At 60.0% G+C, this 15,731-nt stretch carries 13 protein-coding genes; 9 read left to right on the top strand and 4 right to left on the bottom strand.

Annotation, left to right across the window (positions count from 1 at the left end; genetic code table 11):
• Window positions 1-6: 6 nt before the first annotated feature.
• Both MJQ68_RS05510 and MJQ68_RS05505 read right to left on the bottom strand, forming a co-directional pair.
• Complete coding sequence (locus MJQ68_RS05510) at window positions 7-1,827, bottom strand: M61 family metallopeptidase (RefSeq protein WP_238750027.1); 1,821 nt, start codon at window positions 1,825-1,827, stop codon at window positions 7-9.
• Window positions 1,828-1,860: 33 nt separating this feature from the next.
• Window positions 1,861-3,696 (bottom strand): S8 family serine peptidase, encoded by a 1,836-nt coding sequence (locus tag MJQ68_RS05505; protein ID WP_238750026.1) that lies wholly within the window; start codon window positions 3,694-3,696, stop codon window positions 1,861-1,863.
• A 165-nt stretch (window positions 3,697-3,861) separates the two neighbouring features.
• Here MJQ68_RS05505 and MJQ68_RS05500 point away from each other — a divergent pair, with 165 nt between their 5' ends.
• Genes MJQ68_RS05500 through MJQ68_RS05490 form a run of 3 tightly spaced genes read left to right on the top strand, consistent with a single transcriptional unit; the run spans window position 3,862 to window position 7,621 of the window.
• Entirely contained in the window at window positions 3,862-4,413 is a 552-nt protein-coding gene (locus MJQ68_RS05500; protein WP_238750025.1) for an RNA polymerase sigma factor, read from the top strand.
• A gap of 4 nt (window positions 4,414-4,417) precedes the next feature.
• The gene (locus tag MJQ68_RS05495; protein WP_238750024.1) at window positions 4,418-5,968 is read left to right on the top strand and encodes a hypothetical protein; all 1,551 of its coding nucleotides are present in this window, start codon (window positions 4,418-4,420) and stop codon (window positions 5,966-5,968) included.
• Between the two features lie 54 nt (window positions 5,969-6,022).
• Window positions 6,023-7,621, top strand: coding sequence for a M28 family peptidase (locus MJQ68_RS05490; RefSeq protein WP_238750023.1), 1,599 nt, complete (start codon window positions 6,023-6,025; stop codon window positions 7,619-7,621).
• On the opposite strand, the gene MJQ68_RS05485 is transcribed toward MJQ68_RS05490, so the two are convergent.
• Window positions 7,618-8,904, bottom strand: a complete 1,287-nt coding sequence (locus MJQ68_RS05485) for a Pycsar system effector family protein (RefSeq protein ID WP_238750022.1) — start codon at window positions 8,902-8,904, stop codon at window positions 7,618-7,620. The two genes, MJQ68_RS05490 and MJQ68_RS05485, sit on opposite strands and share 4 nt — an antisense overlap.
• Window positions 8,905-9,034: 130 nt before the next feature.
• Between MJQ68_RS05485 and MJQ68_RS05480 the strand changes: the two genes are divergently transcribed.
• Genes MJQ68_RS05480 through MJQ68_RS05470 form a run of 3 tightly spaced genes read left to right on the top strand, consistent with a single transcriptional unit; the run spans window position 9,035 to window position 11,019 of the window.
• Window positions 9,035-9,394, top strand: a complete 360-nt coding sequence (locus tag MJQ68_RS05480) for a YkvA family protein (RefSeq protein ID WP_238750021.1) — start codon at window positions 9,035-9,037, stop codon at window positions 9,392-9,394.
• A gap of 53 nt (window positions 9,395-9,447) precedes the next feature.
• Entirely contained in the window at window positions 9,448-9,969 is a 522-nt protein-coding gene (locus MJQ68_RS05475) for a hypothetical protein (RefSeq protein WP_238750020.1), read from the top strand.
• An 18-nt stretch (window positions 9,970-9,987) separates the two neighbouring features.
• Window positions 9,988-11,019, top strand: coding sequence for a PspA/IM30 family protein (locus MJQ68_RS05470; RefSeq protein ID WP_238750019.1), 1,032 nt, complete (start codon window positions 9,988-9,990; stop codon window positions 11,017-11,019).
• A 1-nt stretch (window position 11,020) separates the two neighbouring features.
• Here the strand turns inward: MJQ68_RS05470 and MJQ68_RS05465 are convergent, their stop codons facing one another.
• Window positions 11,021-12,070: a serine protease gene (locus tag MJQ68_RS05465; protein WP_238750018.1), complete on the bottom strand. Its 1,050-nt coding sequence runs from the start codon at window positions 12,068-12,070 to the stop codon at window positions 11,021-11,023.
• A 76-nt stretch (window positions 12,071-12,146) separates the two neighbouring features.
• Between MJQ68_RS05465 and MJQ68_RS05460 the strand changes: the two genes are divergently transcribed.
• Genes MJQ68_RS05460 through MJQ68_RS05450 form a run of 3 tightly spaced genes read left to right on the top strand, consistent with a single transcriptional unit; the run spans window position 12,147 to window position 15,706 of the window.
• Window positions 12,147-13,919 carry a MutS-related protein gene (locus MJQ68_RS05460; RefSeq protein WP_238750017.1) on the top strand — a complete coding sequence of 591 codons (1,773 nt, stop codon included), beginning with the start codon at window positions 12,147-12,149 and terminating at the stop codon, window positions 13,917-13,919.
• A 9-nt stretch (window positions 13,920-13,928) separates the two neighbouring features.
• Entirely contained in the window at window positions 13,929-14,945 is a 1,017-nt protein-coding gene (gene galE, locus MJQ68_RS05455; RefSeq protein ID WP_238750016.1) for a UDP-glucose 4-epimerase GalE, read from the top strand.
• Window positions 14,945-15,706 carry an MBL fold metallo-hydrolase gene (locus MJQ68_RS05450; RefSeq protein ID WP_238750015.1) on the top strand — a complete coding sequence of 254 codons (762 nt, stop codon included), beginning with the start codon at window positions 14,945-14,947 and terminating at the stop codon, window positions 15,704-15,706. Before galE ends, MJQ68_RS05450 begins: the two co-directional genes overlap by 1 nt.
• The last annotated feature ends 25 nt before the right edge of the window (window positions 15,707-15,731 follow it).

Raw genomic sequence — 15,731 nt, 5'->3', positions numbered from 1 at the left:
GTCGCGCTACTGGCCCAGCCAGTCCCGCCGCCGGCTGAGTTGCGCTGCATTCGCGCCCTCTTCTAGTTTACCTATATAGCTGGGGTCGGCAGTGGCCGTAAACTTCCCCGATTTCTCCCGTCCTAGTTGCCGGAAGGTGATGGGGTAAGCTGATCCGATCTTCAACCTACGGACCACTGTATCCCAGTCCGCCTTCGTGCTGACTGCTATGCCGTCTACCGCAGTGATGATGCTAGCCCGATCCACTCCCGCCGCGTAGAGGGGGTTGTTCTCATACACCGTGCCGGCTACCTCCAGTCCTGCTTCAGTATCGCGCAGGCGCAGTCCGTAGAAGCCTACGCTATCCGGCTGCCGCTGCATAAGTTCAAGCCCGTAGGGCTGGAGCAGCGGCGTGAAGTCGGGCAGCGCGCTGCCGTAGATATGCTCCGCGAACCACTGCCGCGCCCAGGCGGAGTCCTGCACCACCGTGCCGAGGGCCAGTTGGATGTCGCGGATGTGGTAGGGGATCTCCGGTTTACCGTACTGCTGCCACATGAGGCGCATAAGCTCGTCCAGGGTATGTCCACGTTCCCGGAGTTGAAGATCCAGAGCCAGTGCGATGGTAGCTCCGTAGGAATAGTAACTCACGAAGGTATTATCGAAGTTAGTCGGATCGTTGGCCGTAGCTGCGTCGACGAAAGGAGCCTGCTGACTCATGGCAATGGGTCCGCGGTGCTGCCGGCCGGGCCGGTGGACGACGTAGTTCAGCTGATTGGCCAGGCTACTGGCGTAGTCCGCCGGTGTCAGTATGCCAGCCCGCAGCAGGGCCAGGTCATCATAGTAGCTGGTAAAGCCCTCGGCGAACCAGAGTTCGCCGCTCATATTGACGTGATCGAAGGCGAAGGGCTCCAGGCTGGCCGGGCGGATGCGCTCTACGTTCCAGCAGTGGAAGAACTCGTGACTCACGGTACCGATCAGCGACTGTTCGTTACCCGCCAGCTCTACCGGGGCGGAGCAGATGGTGGAGTTGCGGTGCTCCATGCCGTCGCCACCGATGTATGCATTGTAGGCGCACAGGAAGGTATAGCGACCATAGTCGAAGGCCGGCAGCTCACCGTAGATATGTTGCTGTGCCCGCACTACGCTATCCACCATGACGACGTAGGCCTCAAAGTCCTCCTGACTGCCGTCGTGCATCATCGCTACCTCGATCGTATCGGTACGTGAGCCGCTGGCTACGGTGAACTCCTGGCGCATCATGGAGCCCACCATCGTCGGAGAATCGTAGAAGTAGTAGTAATCCGGGGCGGCAAAGCGGCGTCCGCCCAGATCGACCAGCTGCGTGGCCACCTCCCAGTCCGGCCGCTGGCCTTCCGCAAACAGTAGCAGCACCGGCCGGTCGTTCAGCTGCTCGCCGTAGGCGAAGGTGGCGGGCATATTGAGGTGCAACTTGCGGTCATCCACCCCAGAATAGGTACCGTCGCCCCCATTGGTAAACAGGGTGTAAGAGAAGGTGACCTGGCCGGCGTGGCCCGTCACGGCCCAGGTGGTGGGGTCTACCCGGTTCACCAGTACTGCACCCGCGTTCGCGCCCGTTACCGCCACGTCGTATACGTTCTTCGCAAAATTATGCTGGGCGTAGCGGCCGGGGCTAGACTGGGGCATTTTGACGTAGAACACACCCGGTGGCACGGCCGGAAAGTCAATGTGTATCCGCAACTCGTGCTGCTGTACCCGATCTAGCTCGAGGGTATAGGTGATGGTGCCCGGATGGTCGGCTACCCACCCTAGTTGGGCAGATAGCAGTGTCGTACAAAGGAAAAATAGTGAGGTGATGAGGTAGCGCATATGAGTGGCGTAGGTGCGCCCAAATATACTGCCTCAGGCTACCGTAGCCAGCTCCCGTACGAAGCCCGGGTAGCCCGCGGCACGTACCCGTGGGAGTTGCGCGCGTGCCTCATCCGCCGTATCGAACTGCCCCAGAATAAGCTTATAGAGGGTGCTCCCCGCGCCTTGTTCTTCGCTGATCAGCACCGGCAGGTCGAGGGTTTGCCGTAGCTGTTTACTGAGCTGCACCACTCCGTCCTGATTGCGGTAAGCGCCGATCTGTAGGCCGTACCCACTGCGCGCGCGGTCCGCCACCCGCAGCTCTACCAGAGGGGGCGGGGCCGCAGGTGCGGTGTCAAGTCCACGCAAACGCAGTGCTTCGACGACGGCGCGCTCGGCATTGACGCGTCCGTAGCCGAACTGCTCGCTGTACCCGCTAGCGTCGTAGGAGGCTGGGCTACCGATCTTGTCGGCGGTACGTTCCAGCACGGCCTTCACCTCGGCAGCAGTCAGTTCTGAGTTGGCCGATAGCATCAACGCACAGATACCGGCTACGAGGGGGGTGGCGCTGGAAGTGCCTCCGAAATGCTTGTGGTGGGGCCCTCGGTCGCGGCCGTCGACGTAGTATTTTTTAGCACCATCCGCTCCACTGATCCCGGTGTCCCAACTGGCGCGGGCGGCGAGTACCGGCCAGCCGCCGTCGCTGGGGGCTACCACACTCAGGCCGCGTCCGCGGTTGGAATAGGCCGGATGGGTATCGTTGCTGGTACTGGCGCCGACGGCGATCACCCCGGGTAGTTGGCAGTAGTAATTTAGGTAATCGCGGCCCTCGTTGCCGGCGGCGAAGAGTACGATACAGCCCTTACCACCACGCCCTTCCGTGGTAGCCTTCCGGACGGCAAGCTCGTGGTAGCGGCCCGGCCGGTAGCGGCTGTCGATGGTGCCCCAGGAACAGGAAATGATATTGGCACCCCGGCTTACGCAGTGGCTGAACATGCGCTCGGTGAGGTAGCTCGAGTAGGTCAGTCCGTGCAGGGGCATGAGCCGGGCGTTCGGCGCGGCCCCCACGATACCCAGGCTATTGGCGGGAGCAAGGGCAATGCTGGCGCAGGGAGTACCGTGATCGCCGTAGGCACTCCCCCGGGGCACGGTGGCCTGATTGGAGTGCACCGTAAGGGCGTGGCTAGCCTTGCCCCGCAGGTCGGGATGCTCTAGGTCGAAGCCGTTATCGATGACCGCGATGGTGATCCGGTCGGATCCCAGGCTACCCAGTCGGGACCACGCCGCGCGAATACGGGCATCCGCGCCGGGTTTGAGGGGGAAGTGGGGTACGTTAGGCACGCTGCCGCTATTGTCCAGGTACCACTGCTCGGCAAACAGACCGTCGCGGGGGGCAGTATAGTACTGATCTAGCGGTACGTCGATGTCCGGCGTAGTGGTCTGGACCATCGCCAGTTGCTCCAGCGCGCTGGCTACGTGTAGCGGATTGCGGCTACGGGAAGTGACGGAGAGCACGACTGTTCCATCCGCCCGACGCTCCAGGGTGTCGAGGTGGAGCGATTCGAATACGCGCTGGCTTTCGGCTTCTCCTACGCCCGGGGCGAGTTGGCAGTAGATCAGTCCCGTAGGTACAACCGGACGGTCGTCGGAGCCGGCGGTGTATACGTGGGTACCGACCCGCACGGTGTCGCGTTCGCGTATATCGTCCAGCGCTCGATCGATATCTACCGCCTCCGGCAGTCGCACCAATTCAAAGCCCCCAAGCTCGGAAAGCACTGCATCACTGGCGGTAGCGCTCTCCTGGCTACCGTCCCGTTTGAGCCCCACCAGGGAAGCGCTCTTGTGTAGGTGCAGCCGGCCGGCCGGGGAAGAAATGGTCCATTCTTTCATAGGTAGCGGAAGGTAAGGTGGTAAATGTGTGCCAAGTGGCATTTAAATTGCGCGTTTGGCAGCGTATCTTGTCCTGCAGCCGTTTATCTTACGGTATTCTCCGCTGAGGATACGGTAGTTCCTTCGGATCTACCGGTTTGCAGGCGGTTTACCCGACGCTTTTTTATGGACTATACGATCTGCCTGGCGCATGATGAGGAACAATTCGTAGCCGCCCTTTGCCGGGGCGACCGCGAGGCGCAGCGTGTCCTGTACGAAACCCACTACAGCCCCCTGATGGCCATTTGCCAACGGTATGCAGGTAGTGAGGATGAGGCCATGGACTTGCTGCACGAGAGCTTCATCAAGATATTCGGAAAGATCGGTCGGTACGAATCCGGCACGGCCCTACTGGCCTGGATGCGGCGCATCACGGTCAATACGGCCATCGATCACTACCGGCGCTCGGTGCGCCGGCGCACCGAGGACATCGAGCGGGCCTACCAGCTCAGCAGTGATGCCCCGGACGTGATCGCGCAGTGCTCGGCCGATGAAATCCTGGCCGCCGTGCAGCAGTTGCCGCCGACCTACCGCACCATTTTCAACCTCTACGTGATAGAGGGCTATAGCCATAAAGAAATCGCCGTTCAGCTTTCGATTACTGATTCCACCTCACGTTCCAATCTCGTCAAAGCACGCGCCAAGCTGCAAAAGACGTTGACCGCCCCCGGGCGCTAGTAGTATGACACCGCACGCAATAGATGACCTGATCCGCCAACGGATCGCCGAATTGCCCCCGCAGGCTCCGCGAGGCTGGGAAGCGCTCGAGCAACAGCTCGATGTCACCACTCCCGTCCCCGAGGCATCTATGGATGATATGGTGGCTGACAAGCTCGGTACGCTGGCACCCGCCCCCACTATGGGCAGTTGGCAGGCCTTCGAGCAGAAACTGCGCGCCGCCGAGGTCGGCACGTCCAGCAGCGTAGATACAGCCGTTACCGAAGGGCTGGAACGCTCGGCCCCCGCGCGCGTTTCCGGCTGGGCCCAGTTGGCCGCCCGTCTCGACACCATCGGCAAACGCCGGGAAATGGTGGGCTGTATGAAAGTGACCGAAACGGCCTTCCTGCTGAGTATGCTCGTGCTGTTCGTACAGTTCACCGAGCTGGATATCGCTTCGTCCGCGCATATTGCCTCCGTTACTACCGAAGCTACCCCTCTGGAGAAGGGTGATTTTGACACACGCTCCGTAGCGGCGCACCCGGCGGTCAGCAGTACGGCAACCAGCGGTACGGAGGTTTCGCTGCGCTCCCCCCTGACGACTCAGGCAGATAGTCCGCGGAATACGCAGCCAGCCCAGACTATACCGACTTCCCCTCCATCCCGGATAACCGATAGTTCAGATGCAGCCGTCACGTCCGGTCCTGCGAACGACATAGAGTCTACGGTCGATATGCCTACCCTGGCGCAATTGCGCTATGGCGTGGAGCGCGATACTCCAGATCTGCATCCTGAGCTACAGCTAGGTCTGTTGGATGATACCCGTCCGATCCGGTACTACGTTAATGTATTCGCTTCGCCAATGGACCTGAATCAGGTCAAGACGCGCAGAAACGAGAATTTCGGCATTCCGGAGCGCACCCTGCTGTCGAAGGACTGGAGTGTAGGTGCTCTGCTTGACATCTCACAGGGGAAGAACAGTATCCAGACCGGCATCATCTACGCCAACCGCTCGTACGTGCCGGCCGAAGTACTCGTACTGGAAAATCAGTTTCGCCGTAGGAACGAGAACAACCGCATCCGCTTCGGCCGCCTGCGCTACAATACCGTAAGCATCCCGTTGAACTACCAGCGGGTAGTGCGGCGGACCAACGACTGGCAGTTCAGTGCCGGACTGGGCGTGGCCGCCAACGTGATCCTCGCTTCTGAATTCAAACTGGCAAACAACGTAACCCGCGAAGAACTGGAGCATCAGATCGAAGTGTTCCGTGCGGAATCGGCCCAGACCGCTACCGGTAAGAACCAGTCCCTGTTTCTGAAGGGTAAGAGCAACTTCGTAGATCCCTCCCAGGGCTACCTGCAGGGCGGATCACTCATCGACAACACCAGCCTGTACATCAGCGGAAACATCCGCGTGGAGCGGCTGCTGGACGATCGCTGGAGTCTATACTTTTCGCCCACGGTATCCCGGCTATTCACCCTGCGGGAGGAGGATGGCGGCAAGGGACCCCTTCAGGACCGCATCCACAATACGATGCTCCGGCTGGGCACGCGGTACCGGCTTACCAACAAATAGACCGGGGATTTCGCCGGCCTGCATCCATCTACCCGCTCTTCGCGTTTAGCCGCTATGATGATTCGTATTTGCCTGTCGCTGACCGCCCTCGTCTGCGCCACTACCCTATTGACCGCCCAGCGCGCAGCTCTACCCACCACGGATGCCGAAGCACGTGTGCTCGCCGCGACTATCAATGTAGAAGACCTTCGCAAGCACCTCACTACACTGGCTGATGATGCGATGGAGGGGCGAGAGACCGGTCAGCCCGGTCAAAAGCGCGCCGCAAACTACCTACGCGCACAGCTCGAGGACCTTAGCCTGCCCGCTATAGGCCCAGATAGCAGCTACTTCCAGTCCATCAAGTTTAGCCGTCAGGCCTGGGAAGCTATCCGACTAGTTCACAATGGCACCGAACTGCGACACCTCTGGGACTATTATGCGTCTCCCGGCACCAACACCAGCCGCGACGCGATCGATATTGAAGAGATCACCTTCCTAGGGTACGGGATCGATACGGATACCTACAGTGACTACCGCGACCACGACGTAGCCGGTAAGACGATCCTTATTTTGGCCGGCGAGCCGCGCACCCGTAAGGGGAACTTTCTGCTTACCGGTACGAAGGACCCCAGCGACTGGAGCCTCAACGACGGGCGCAAACTCGAACTGGCCAAAGCCCAGGGCGTAGAGACTGTGCTGATCATCGACCCTGCCTTCCGCAGAAATGTACAGGACATCCGCAAGGAAGTACTGGATGGCCGCTTGCGCATGGTAGAGCAGACCGAAGCCGAGCGCAGTTTCGCCAATGCGGTATACATCACGCCGGACCTGGCACGCACCCTGGTCGGCAAGAAAAACAAGAAGGTAGTAAAGGCCCGCCGGCGCATCGAGAAGTCCGGCAAGCTGCGCCCCGTCACCGTAGCCACTGATCTACAGCTCACGCAACGCAAGGCGGTCTCCGAACTGATCGGCGAGAACGTGCTGGGCTACCTGGAGGGGACGGACTCTTTGCTAAAGGAGGAAGTTCTGGTAGTGAGTGCACACTACGATCATCTGGGTAAGCGCGGGGAGGCGATCTTCAACGGGGCGGACGACAACGGATCCGGCACTAGTACCGTACTGGAGGTGGCGCAGGCGTTCGTGCTGGCCAAGGATCAGGGACTGGGGCCCCGTCGCAGTGTGCTCTTCCTCTGGGTGAGCGGCGAAGAAAAGGGGCTTCTGGGATCTGAGTACTATGCGACCCATCCGGTGTTCCCGCTGGAACAGACCATCGCCGACATCAACGTTGATATGGTCGGCCGGGTAGATGAGAAGCACGCCGGTGACCCCTACTACATCTACGTCATCGGTAGCGACCGGCTGAGTAGCGAGCTTCACCAGATCAACGAGACGGTCAATCGCGATTTTACCCAGCTCGAACTCGACTACACCTACAATATGGAGAGCGATCCGAATCGCTATTACTACCGTTCCGACCACTACAATTTCGCGCGCAACGGTATTCCAAGCATCTTTTTCTTCAACGGCAGTCACGCGGATTACCACCGGGACACCGACACGGTCGACAAGATCAACTTCGAAAAGATGGTCCGTATCGGTCAGCTGGTATTCTACAACGCCTGGCAACTTGCTAACCAGGACAAGCGTATCGAGGTGGACGTACGTCCCTAGAGGCCGAAGAGTGAACTACCGGCCGGCACAGTGTCGGTAGCCTGCATATTGTAGTAAACGGCCGCGCCGATGAATGCCAGTACCGCCGTGATAAAGCCGTACAGAAATACGCTGTAGCAGACACGCAGGTAGGCATACTTCTTGGCCAGCACCACCCCCAGGTAGTATAGGTCGCGGGACATGGTCGCGTACAGAAAGTCTTCGTCCTGCAGCATTTCCGACATGCCGTACTCGTACTCCTCCAGCGTCATATTGTAGAAGTTGCCGAAGAAGAGTAGGTTGCTTCGTTTGGCCTTGATATCTTCCATACTACTCTTGCCCTCCGTGACCTTGGGCCGCGTGGCCTGGATGGCGAAGAATAGCGACGACAGGCACACCCCCATCAGGATGATGGTAGGGACCGTCAAATGCGGGTTGGTATCCAGTTTAGGAAATAGGTTAGCTGCCGAGATACTCAGGATGATGGCATTGACCGAGAGCATGATATTGGCCTTGCTATCGGCCATGCTACTGAGATTGACCTGTGACCTGTAGGTAGCGCGGTACATGGTCTCCACGCCGCGGCCCGGCTTGTTCGGCTCGGTCTTGCTGCGCTTTTTAGTGACCTTACGGTGGGGCTGACCGCGCTCGAGTTCCGCTAGGTTCGTCGGGGTGGGATCGGGGTAGAGGGCTTTCTTACGTCGGTACAATTCCTTGACGTGCCGCTCCTTTTGCTTGCTGTAGAGCTCACGCGCCGCTTCGGTATGGTACTCGTGATCCAGGAGGAAGGCCAGCTCGAAGTCGACCCACTGCTGGTCAGACATCACGATCTGACGGGTCAGCGCAAACTCCTGCCGCACGCGGCCGCAGCGGTCCCAGTAGCTCCATTCGCCCAGGTGGCTCAGGTCGGCATCCGCTAGGATCTCCTGCACCAGCGTCCGCGGCTCCTGGGGTACGCGGGTAGCAAGGATAGCTGCCCGAACGGCCTGCACCAGGGTCTGGCTTTGCCGGCCCTGCTCGCGCAGGAACGCCTCGGCGTAATCGGCGCTGCGCTCCTCGTGGTCCTGCCAGCCCTCGGTGTAGCCCGTATCGTGAAACCAGGCGGCAAAGCGAAGCGTGAGTAGTTCCTGTTCGGTAAGCTCGTAGTGACTGGCCAGTTCGTTGGCGGCTTCGACTACGGCTAGGGTATGCTGAAAATTGTGGTAGACGTAGTCCGGGCCGATGGTGCGGCGGATATGGTCTTCCACGTACGATTCTACGTCTTTCAAAAGGTCGACCGGTCGGTGTAGGGTGTTTACTTCCATGGGATTATCGTGGCCTGACGGTCAGGGGCGGGGCTAGTACGCATGCTGTCCGTCTGGCACGTTCGTAGAGTAAACTTAACCAAGTCTGCTTTTGGTGCGTTTTGGTGAGTAATATAACGATCGTCCTCCCGTGCGCTATCCTAAATTACTACGTCGTCTCGCCAAACTGGCCAAAGCCATCGGAAGCCGTACCGCCTATACGGCCCTGCTACTCTACTACGCCTACCAGCGCAAGGATACCCCCGCCTGGGCCAAGCGGACCATCCTCGGCGCGCTGGGCTACCTCCTGATGCCGCTCGATGCACTACCCGATCTGACGCCCGTGCTTGGGTATACGGACGACATCGCCGTGCTGGGTACGAGTCTGGCTATAGTAGCGGCCTACATCAACGGAGACGTACGGCAGCAGGCGCGTACCCGACTTGCCGCCTGGTTCCCCGAGGGTGAGGCGATGGGCGTGGCCGATACGGTAGATGAAGAGCTTAGCTAGGTGGCTCCCCCAACCACGCACCCCTTACCTTTGTCTTCCATAAAATACCCCCGATGTCCGGCACCAACAACCGCTTTGCCACCGCCCTCATGAAAGCCCTCGAGAAGAAAAACCTCGATGGGTTTGATTACCTGGAGTGGAAACAGTCGGTCGGTCGGCTTACGGAGATCGGAATGGATCAGGATACGGCCATCAACTCGGCCTACATCACCGGTTCCTCCGTGGGACTGACCAAGGAGAAGCTCATCAAGACCGCCAACTACTATACGGAGGTGCTGCAGGACGAGCAGGCGCAGTTCATGCGGAGTCTCGAAAAGCACTTGGTCGACAACGTAGAAGGTAAGGCCAAACAGACCAGCGAGCTCAAGAAGAAGATCGCGAATTGGGAAACCAAAATCGAGCAATTGCAGGAGCAGATCCGTGTAGCCACCGAACAGATCGAATCGGCCGATTCTCAGATCGCCTCCGCCCGCTCCAAGGCCGAGGAAAACCAGCAGGGCTTCGAAGCAGCACTGGAGGTTATTACCAATACCATCAATCAAGACATAGCTGATATCCAGCGTGTCTTGTCTTAACGCCCTATACCTCCAATGATGCCACCGGCCTCCCCGACAAAGTCATTCTGGCAACGCCCCGAGGGGGTCACGGGACTGATCTTCCTGGTGGCCATTCTGGCCGGGCTCGGATTTCTGTTCACCACCTTCGCCGGCTTCATCCTGCCCTTCCTGTCTACCACCCTCGGACTGGTGGTAGCTGCCGTTGCGCTGCTGACCGTACTGTTCGCCATCGTGGATCCGCGCACCCGTACGCTACTGAGCTATATGTATAAGTCCGGGATGCGTAAGGTCACCGGCTTGTTCGTCAATATCGACCCCATCGGTATCCTGAAGTCCTACGTGGAAGAACTGGAAGGCAACCTGCAGGAAATGCGCAAGCAGATCGGTAAGATCCGTGGACAGATGCGCCACCTGTCTACCCTAATGGAAACCAACGAAACGGAGGTCAAAAAGCAGCTCAAGCTTGCCGCCCTGGCCAAGGAAAAGGGTAAGAACCAGCAGATGATCCTGAGCAGCCGCCGCGCTGCCCGCCTACGGGAGAGCAATCAGAAGTACCAGGTGCTACTCACTAAAATGGAGGTACTCAACCGCGTGCTAAACCGGATGCACCAGAACAGCGAGGTGCTGCTGGAAGATACCCGAGATCAGGTCGACCTACGCATTCAGGAGCGCAAGGCCATCCGCGCCAGCCACGGTGCGATGAAATCTGCCATGAGCGTGATCAATGGTGACCCCGACCAGCGTGCCCTCTTCGATCAGGCCATGGAGGCCATCGCCGAAGACGTGGCCACCAAGGTGGGAGAAATGGAGCGGATGATGGAGCTGAGCAGCGATTTTCTGGCTAGTGTAGACCTGCAGAACGGCGTATTTGCCGACGAAGGGCTCCGTATGCTGGAGGAGTGGGAGAAAAAAAGCGAGCTGCTCCTGAGCGAAGGACATATCGAGTTCGATCTGGACGATCGGAAGGCAAGCCAGGAATCCACCCTCGACCTAGACGAAATCCCCCGTCCGGAGGCTAAACCGCAGGGCCGCTCCGATAGTGGCAGCTACGACCAATTCTTCCAGTAGGCTAGCGCCAGAGCGCTCCGTACGTTTCTACTAGTACGTCATCGTACGCATCGGCCTGTTCGAACAGCTCCTCGAAGCGGGGAAGCGCGGTAGCCAGCGAAAGGTAGCGATCGTAGATGAGCAGGGACAGAATGATGTCCCTACCGTAGGTCGAGAAGGTAAGCTGCCGCAGCCGGTCGTTCTCCCGCAACAGGAAGGCGAACAGGTCCGGACTGGGTAGCTCGGGGAGCCGACAGAGGTAAGCATCGCCGGTGATGAGCCCGCTGTCTTCGTGGTAGGTCACCTGGATGGTGGCACTGCCCTGGCGGATCCGCCAGAGGTTCGGTCCCCTACGGGCCAGCCGGGGATCATGTCCTGCAGCAACTAGAATTTCCTCTACCGTAGCCTCTACACCGATAGGCGTAACTTCTTCAATCAGGGAGGGAAGCACGAGTGGTTGTCCGCAATTCGGGCAGAAGCCCTTGGGGTTAGCGGCTAGCTCGAAGGTGATCTCCCGACAGTGAAAACACCGCGCGGCAGGCTTGCCTTCTCCACGGCCGAATGCAGCGAGGATTTGCTCAAGCGTTTGTGTAGGCAGGGCCAGTGATTCGGTGCTGGAGCCACGTACATTCATCATATTGATACCCGCCAGCGCTCCCTCCGCGTCAAGGAGCGCCCCGCCAACTACCGTATCCCCCTCCCGGGCCGTGTGGAGCAGGTACTGGATCCCGTGGTGCATCAGCTTATCGTCCAGCAGCTCCCCCGATAGTTCTCGCAGGGGCTCCCCCATATACTGAGCCAGTGAAGTGACCGCATCCCCAATCTGCGGGGGCGTGCTGGTCCAGGCTAGCGATGTGACCTCCAGCGCTACGCGTGGCCGCAGAAAAGCCAGATCGTAATAGGCATCCAGGTAGACCACTTCGGCAAGTTGCTCGGAATAGGCATCCACTTCTACCACTACGGTACTATTACTGCGCACGACGTGCTCGTTGGTGATCACCAGCTGGTGGTCTGCCAGATACAGACCGGTACCGGTACTGAATGGGGTAGCAAGCTGGACAAGTGGGGTCAACAAGGGTGGCTTTAGCGGATAGAGGGTCCAAAGTACAACGCGCCCTCCTTTACCGGCTTCTTCGCATCTTTGCTATGTGTCCGCCGCCCGAACTTACTACACCGAGCTATCCGTAGCCGCCGCCCGCCGTGCCGCTACCCTGCAGCAGCGGTACGACCGGCTGGCCATCGCCCGCCTGATCGGCTTCTTCGTGTTTATCGGAGCGCTGATCCTTAGCTTTTCTACGGCCCTCTATATCGGCGTACTGGCGCTGGTGGTGGGATTACCCCTACTGAGTCTGTCCGTTCGCTGGCACCTGCGCATCGGAGGGCAGGCAGCCCACGCACGCGTGCGGCATGAACTGGCCGAAGGGGAATTGCTGGCGCTCGACCACCGCTTTGCCCACTTTGCCGACGGGCGGGCGTACCGCAGTGCCGATCATCCCTACGCTGTGGACCTAGACCTGTTCGGTCCGCACTCCCTCTATCAGTTTATCAACCGTACCGTAACGGCCATCGGGGCGGAGCGGCTTGCCGGTGAGTTGCTGCATCCGGCCCCGGTAGCGGTAGCGCGGCAGCGGCGGCAGGCCGGTCAGACCCTGGCCACCCGTATGGACTGGTGCGTCGAGTTTCGCGCGCTGGGAGCCCCGCTTCAGGATGACATCCATACTTCGCGACGCTTACTGGAGTGGGTGGAGCGTCCACCCGTCATCGTAGGCGCTTTCCCGCTTGCGATGCGGTGGCTCGCTCCCGTGCTAGCTGTGCTCGGGCTCTGGTGGTGCTTCACACAACAACCCTGGCAACTTGGCCTGCTCTGCTTCGTTCCGGCCTTCATTCTTCTGCGGCGCTTCGGCGAGGCCGCTGCCGTGGAGCACGGATACACCCAGCAGGCCGGTGCCATGCTGGCCAGGTACCAGCAACTGTTCTTACACATCGAGGGGCAGCCCGACCGTAGCCTCGATGCGGCCGGACCGATCGGTAAACTATCCTACGCCATCACCCAACTGGACGTTCGCAACAATCCATTTGTCTTCATCCTGGAGATCACCGGTCTGTGGAGCATTCAGTGGTTGGCACGGCTAGACCGCTGGCGTAGCGCGCACCGCGACCAGTTGGCCCAGTGGTTGGAAGAGCTCGCCGAGGTCGACGCCCGCGTATCCTGGGCTACCCTGCGGTACAACCACCCGGACTGGACGGAGGCAGAGCTCACGGACGAGCGCGTGCTAGACGGACGGGGACTGGGTCACCCCCTACTCTCCCCCGAGGGCCGGGTAACTAACGACCTGCACATGTCTACCGACGGGCACATCCACCTGGTCACCGGTAGCAACATGGCCGGTAAATCTACCTGGCTGCGCACGGTGGGCATTAACCTGGTACTGACCCGTGCGGGTGGACCGGTCTGTGCACTGCACCTGCGCACCGCCGCCCTACAGGTGTGGACCTCCATGCGAACGCAGGACGATCTGAGCGAGAACACCTCTAGTTTCTTCGCCGAACTGAAGCGGCTGAAGGCCGTGATTGAAGCGGTACAGGATCCTGATCAGGAAGTGTTTTTTCTCCTCGACGAGATCCTGAAGGGTACTAACAGCCGCGACCGGCATACCGGGGCCCGGGCCCTGATCCGCCAGCTCATCCGCGAACGGGGGGCCGGCATCATCGCTACGCACGACCTGGAGCTTGCCGCGCTGGAGGACGAGCCCCACAGTAGAGTGGAAAACTACGCGATGGAAGTACAGACCAATGACGGCCAATTAGTGTTCGACTACAAACTCCACCGGGGCGTGAGCCAGAGCTTCAACGCCACGGCACTGATGGCCCGGATGGGCATCGAGATAGACCCCGCCGACATTTCACTCACCCACGATTAATACCCTACTATGGCTAACGGAAAAATACTAGTGACTGGCGGAACCGGCTACATCGGCAGCCATACCGTCGTGGACCTCATCGAGAACGGCTTCGAAGTGGTGAGTGCCGACAACTACCAGAACAGCAAGGCTAGCGTACTAGACGGCATCGAGGCGATCACCGGCGTACGGGTCGTGAACCACACGATCGATCTAGCCGATCCCGTAGCTACCGCCAGACTATTCGAAGACACGGCCTTCGACGGTGCCATTCACTTTGCAGCCCATAAGTCCGTCGGCGAGAGTGTAAAGCAGCCACTAGCCTACTTCCGCAATAACCTGAACAGCCTGCTCAACGTTATCGACGGTCTCCAGTCGCAGGGAAGCAGCAACCTGGTCTTTTCCTCCAGCTGCTCGGTATACGGCAATGCCGACGAGCTGCCCGTCACTGAACAAACGCCGCGCAAGGAAGCCGAAAGCCCCTACGCCCGCACCAAGCAGATGGGTGAGGATATGCTGTACGACTACTGTGCGGCGCATCCTGACTTCGCCGCTATCCTACTCCGCTACTTCAACCCCGCCGGTGCCCATCCCAGTGGCAAGATCGGCGAAGATGCCTCCAACGCAGCCAGTAATCTAGTGCCCGTAATTACCGAGGTCGGTGCCGGTAAGCGCGAACGCATGACCGTATTCGGCACCGACTACCCTACCCGCGACGGTAGTTGCGTACGCGATTACATCCACGTGGCGGACCTGGCCCACGCGCACACCCTGGCCCTGCAGTACCTGATCGAAGGCAAGGCCTCGGAAAACCCTGCGCTGTTCAACCTCGGTATCGGCGAGGGGCTCACCGTACTGGAGGCGATCGAAGCCTTCGAGCGCGTAGCCGGTCAGTCGCTGAACTACGAGCGGGGCCCCCGCCGGCCCGGCGACGTGGTCGCCGTATACGCCGACCGTAGCAAGGCCAGTCGCGAGCTCGGCTGGCAACCCCAGTACGGGGTAGACGACATCATGCGCACCGCCTGGGCCTGGGAACAAAAACGGTAGTGCCTCAACTCGAACTCACCGGTACGGCTACCTCCCAGGGGGTACCCGTCATTGGCTGTACCTGCGCGGCCTGCACCTCCACCGATCCACGCGACCGCCGGTTCCGCAACAGCGCAGTGCTACGGGTGGGCGAAGCGCGGCTGGCCATCGATGCCGGTCCGGACTTCCGCAGCCAGATGTTGCGGGCCCGCGTGACGCGGCTGGACGGTGTCCTGCTTACCCACGAGCACAACGATCATACGGCGGGCATCGATGATGTGCGTCCGTACTGCTTCATGCAGGGGGTGGATATGCCCGTCTACTGCCTGCCCCGTGTGGCCGCCGAGCTCAAGGAGCGATTCGCGTACACCTTCACGGACTACCCCGGGGTGCCGCGGCTGGACGTACGGGAGCGGACCTTCGGCGACTACATTTCGTTCGCGGGTCAGGACATCCGCCTGCTGCGTGTCGATCACGGCAAGCTGCCTATTCTAGGCTTGCGGATAGGTGGCTTGGCCTACCTCACGGATGCCAAGCGACTGAACGAGACTACCCTGTCTGCCCTGCGGGGCCTGGATACCCTGGTACTGTCCTGTCTGAACCAGCGCGGCACCCATAGCCACCTTTCCGTAGCCGAGGCGTTAGCGTACGTAGATCTGCTCCAGCCCCGTCAGACCGTGTTGTTTCACCTGAGTCACCGCCTGGGTCCTCACGCACAGTTTCAGGCCAGTTTACCGCCGGGTGTGCGGGTGGGCTACGACGGTATGCTGCTCGATCTTTAAGGCAACGTTAAAAGCAACGTCTCCG

The organism is Neolewinella maritima (genome assembly GCF_923081025.1).
GTDB lineage: Bacteria > Bacteroidota > Bacteroidia > Chitinophagales > Saprospiraceae > Neolewinella > Neolewinella maritima.
This window is presented reverse-complemented; position numbering and strand designations above follow the sequence as displayed.

Excerpts from the sequence above, each read along its gene's own strand:
- MJQ68_RS05500 (WP_238750025.1), top strand. The coding sequence starts at position 3,862 with ATGGACTATACGATCTGCCTGGCGCATGATGAGGAACAATTCGTAGCC.
- MJQ68_RS05485 (WP_238750022.1), bottom strand. The coding sequence starts at position 8,904 with ATGGAAGTAAACACCCTACACCGACCGGTCGACCTTTTGAAAGACGTA.
- MJQ68_RS05470 (WP_238750019.1), top strand. The coding sequence starts at position 9,988 with ATGCCACCGGCCTCCCCGACAAAGTCATTCTGGCAACGCCCCGAGGGG.
- MJQ68_RS05505 (WP_238750026.1), bottom strand. The coding sequence starts at position 3,696 with ATGAAAGAATGGACCATTTCTTCCCCGGCCGGCCGGCTGCACCTACAC.
- galE (WP_238750016.1), top strand. The coding sequence starts at position 13,929 with ATGGCTAACGGAAAAATACTAGTGACTGGCGGAACCGGCTACATCGGC.
- MJQ68_RS05510 (WP_238750027.1), bottom strand. The coding sequence starts at position 1,827 with ATGCGCTACCTCATCACCTCACTATTTTTCCTTTGTACGACACTGCTA.
- MJQ68_RS05490 (WP_238750023.1), top strand. The coding sequence starts at position 6,023 with ATGATGATTCGTATTTGCCTGTCGCTGACCGCCCTCGTCTGCGCCACT.
- MJQ68_RS05475 (WP_238750020.1), top strand. The coding sequence starts at position 9,448 with ATGTCCGGCACCAACAACCGCTTTGCCACCGCCCTCATGAAAGCCCTC.
- MJQ68_RS05495 (WP_238750024.1), top strand. The coding sequence starts at position 4,418 with ATGACACCGCACGCAATAGATGACCTGATCCGCCAACGGATCGCCGAA.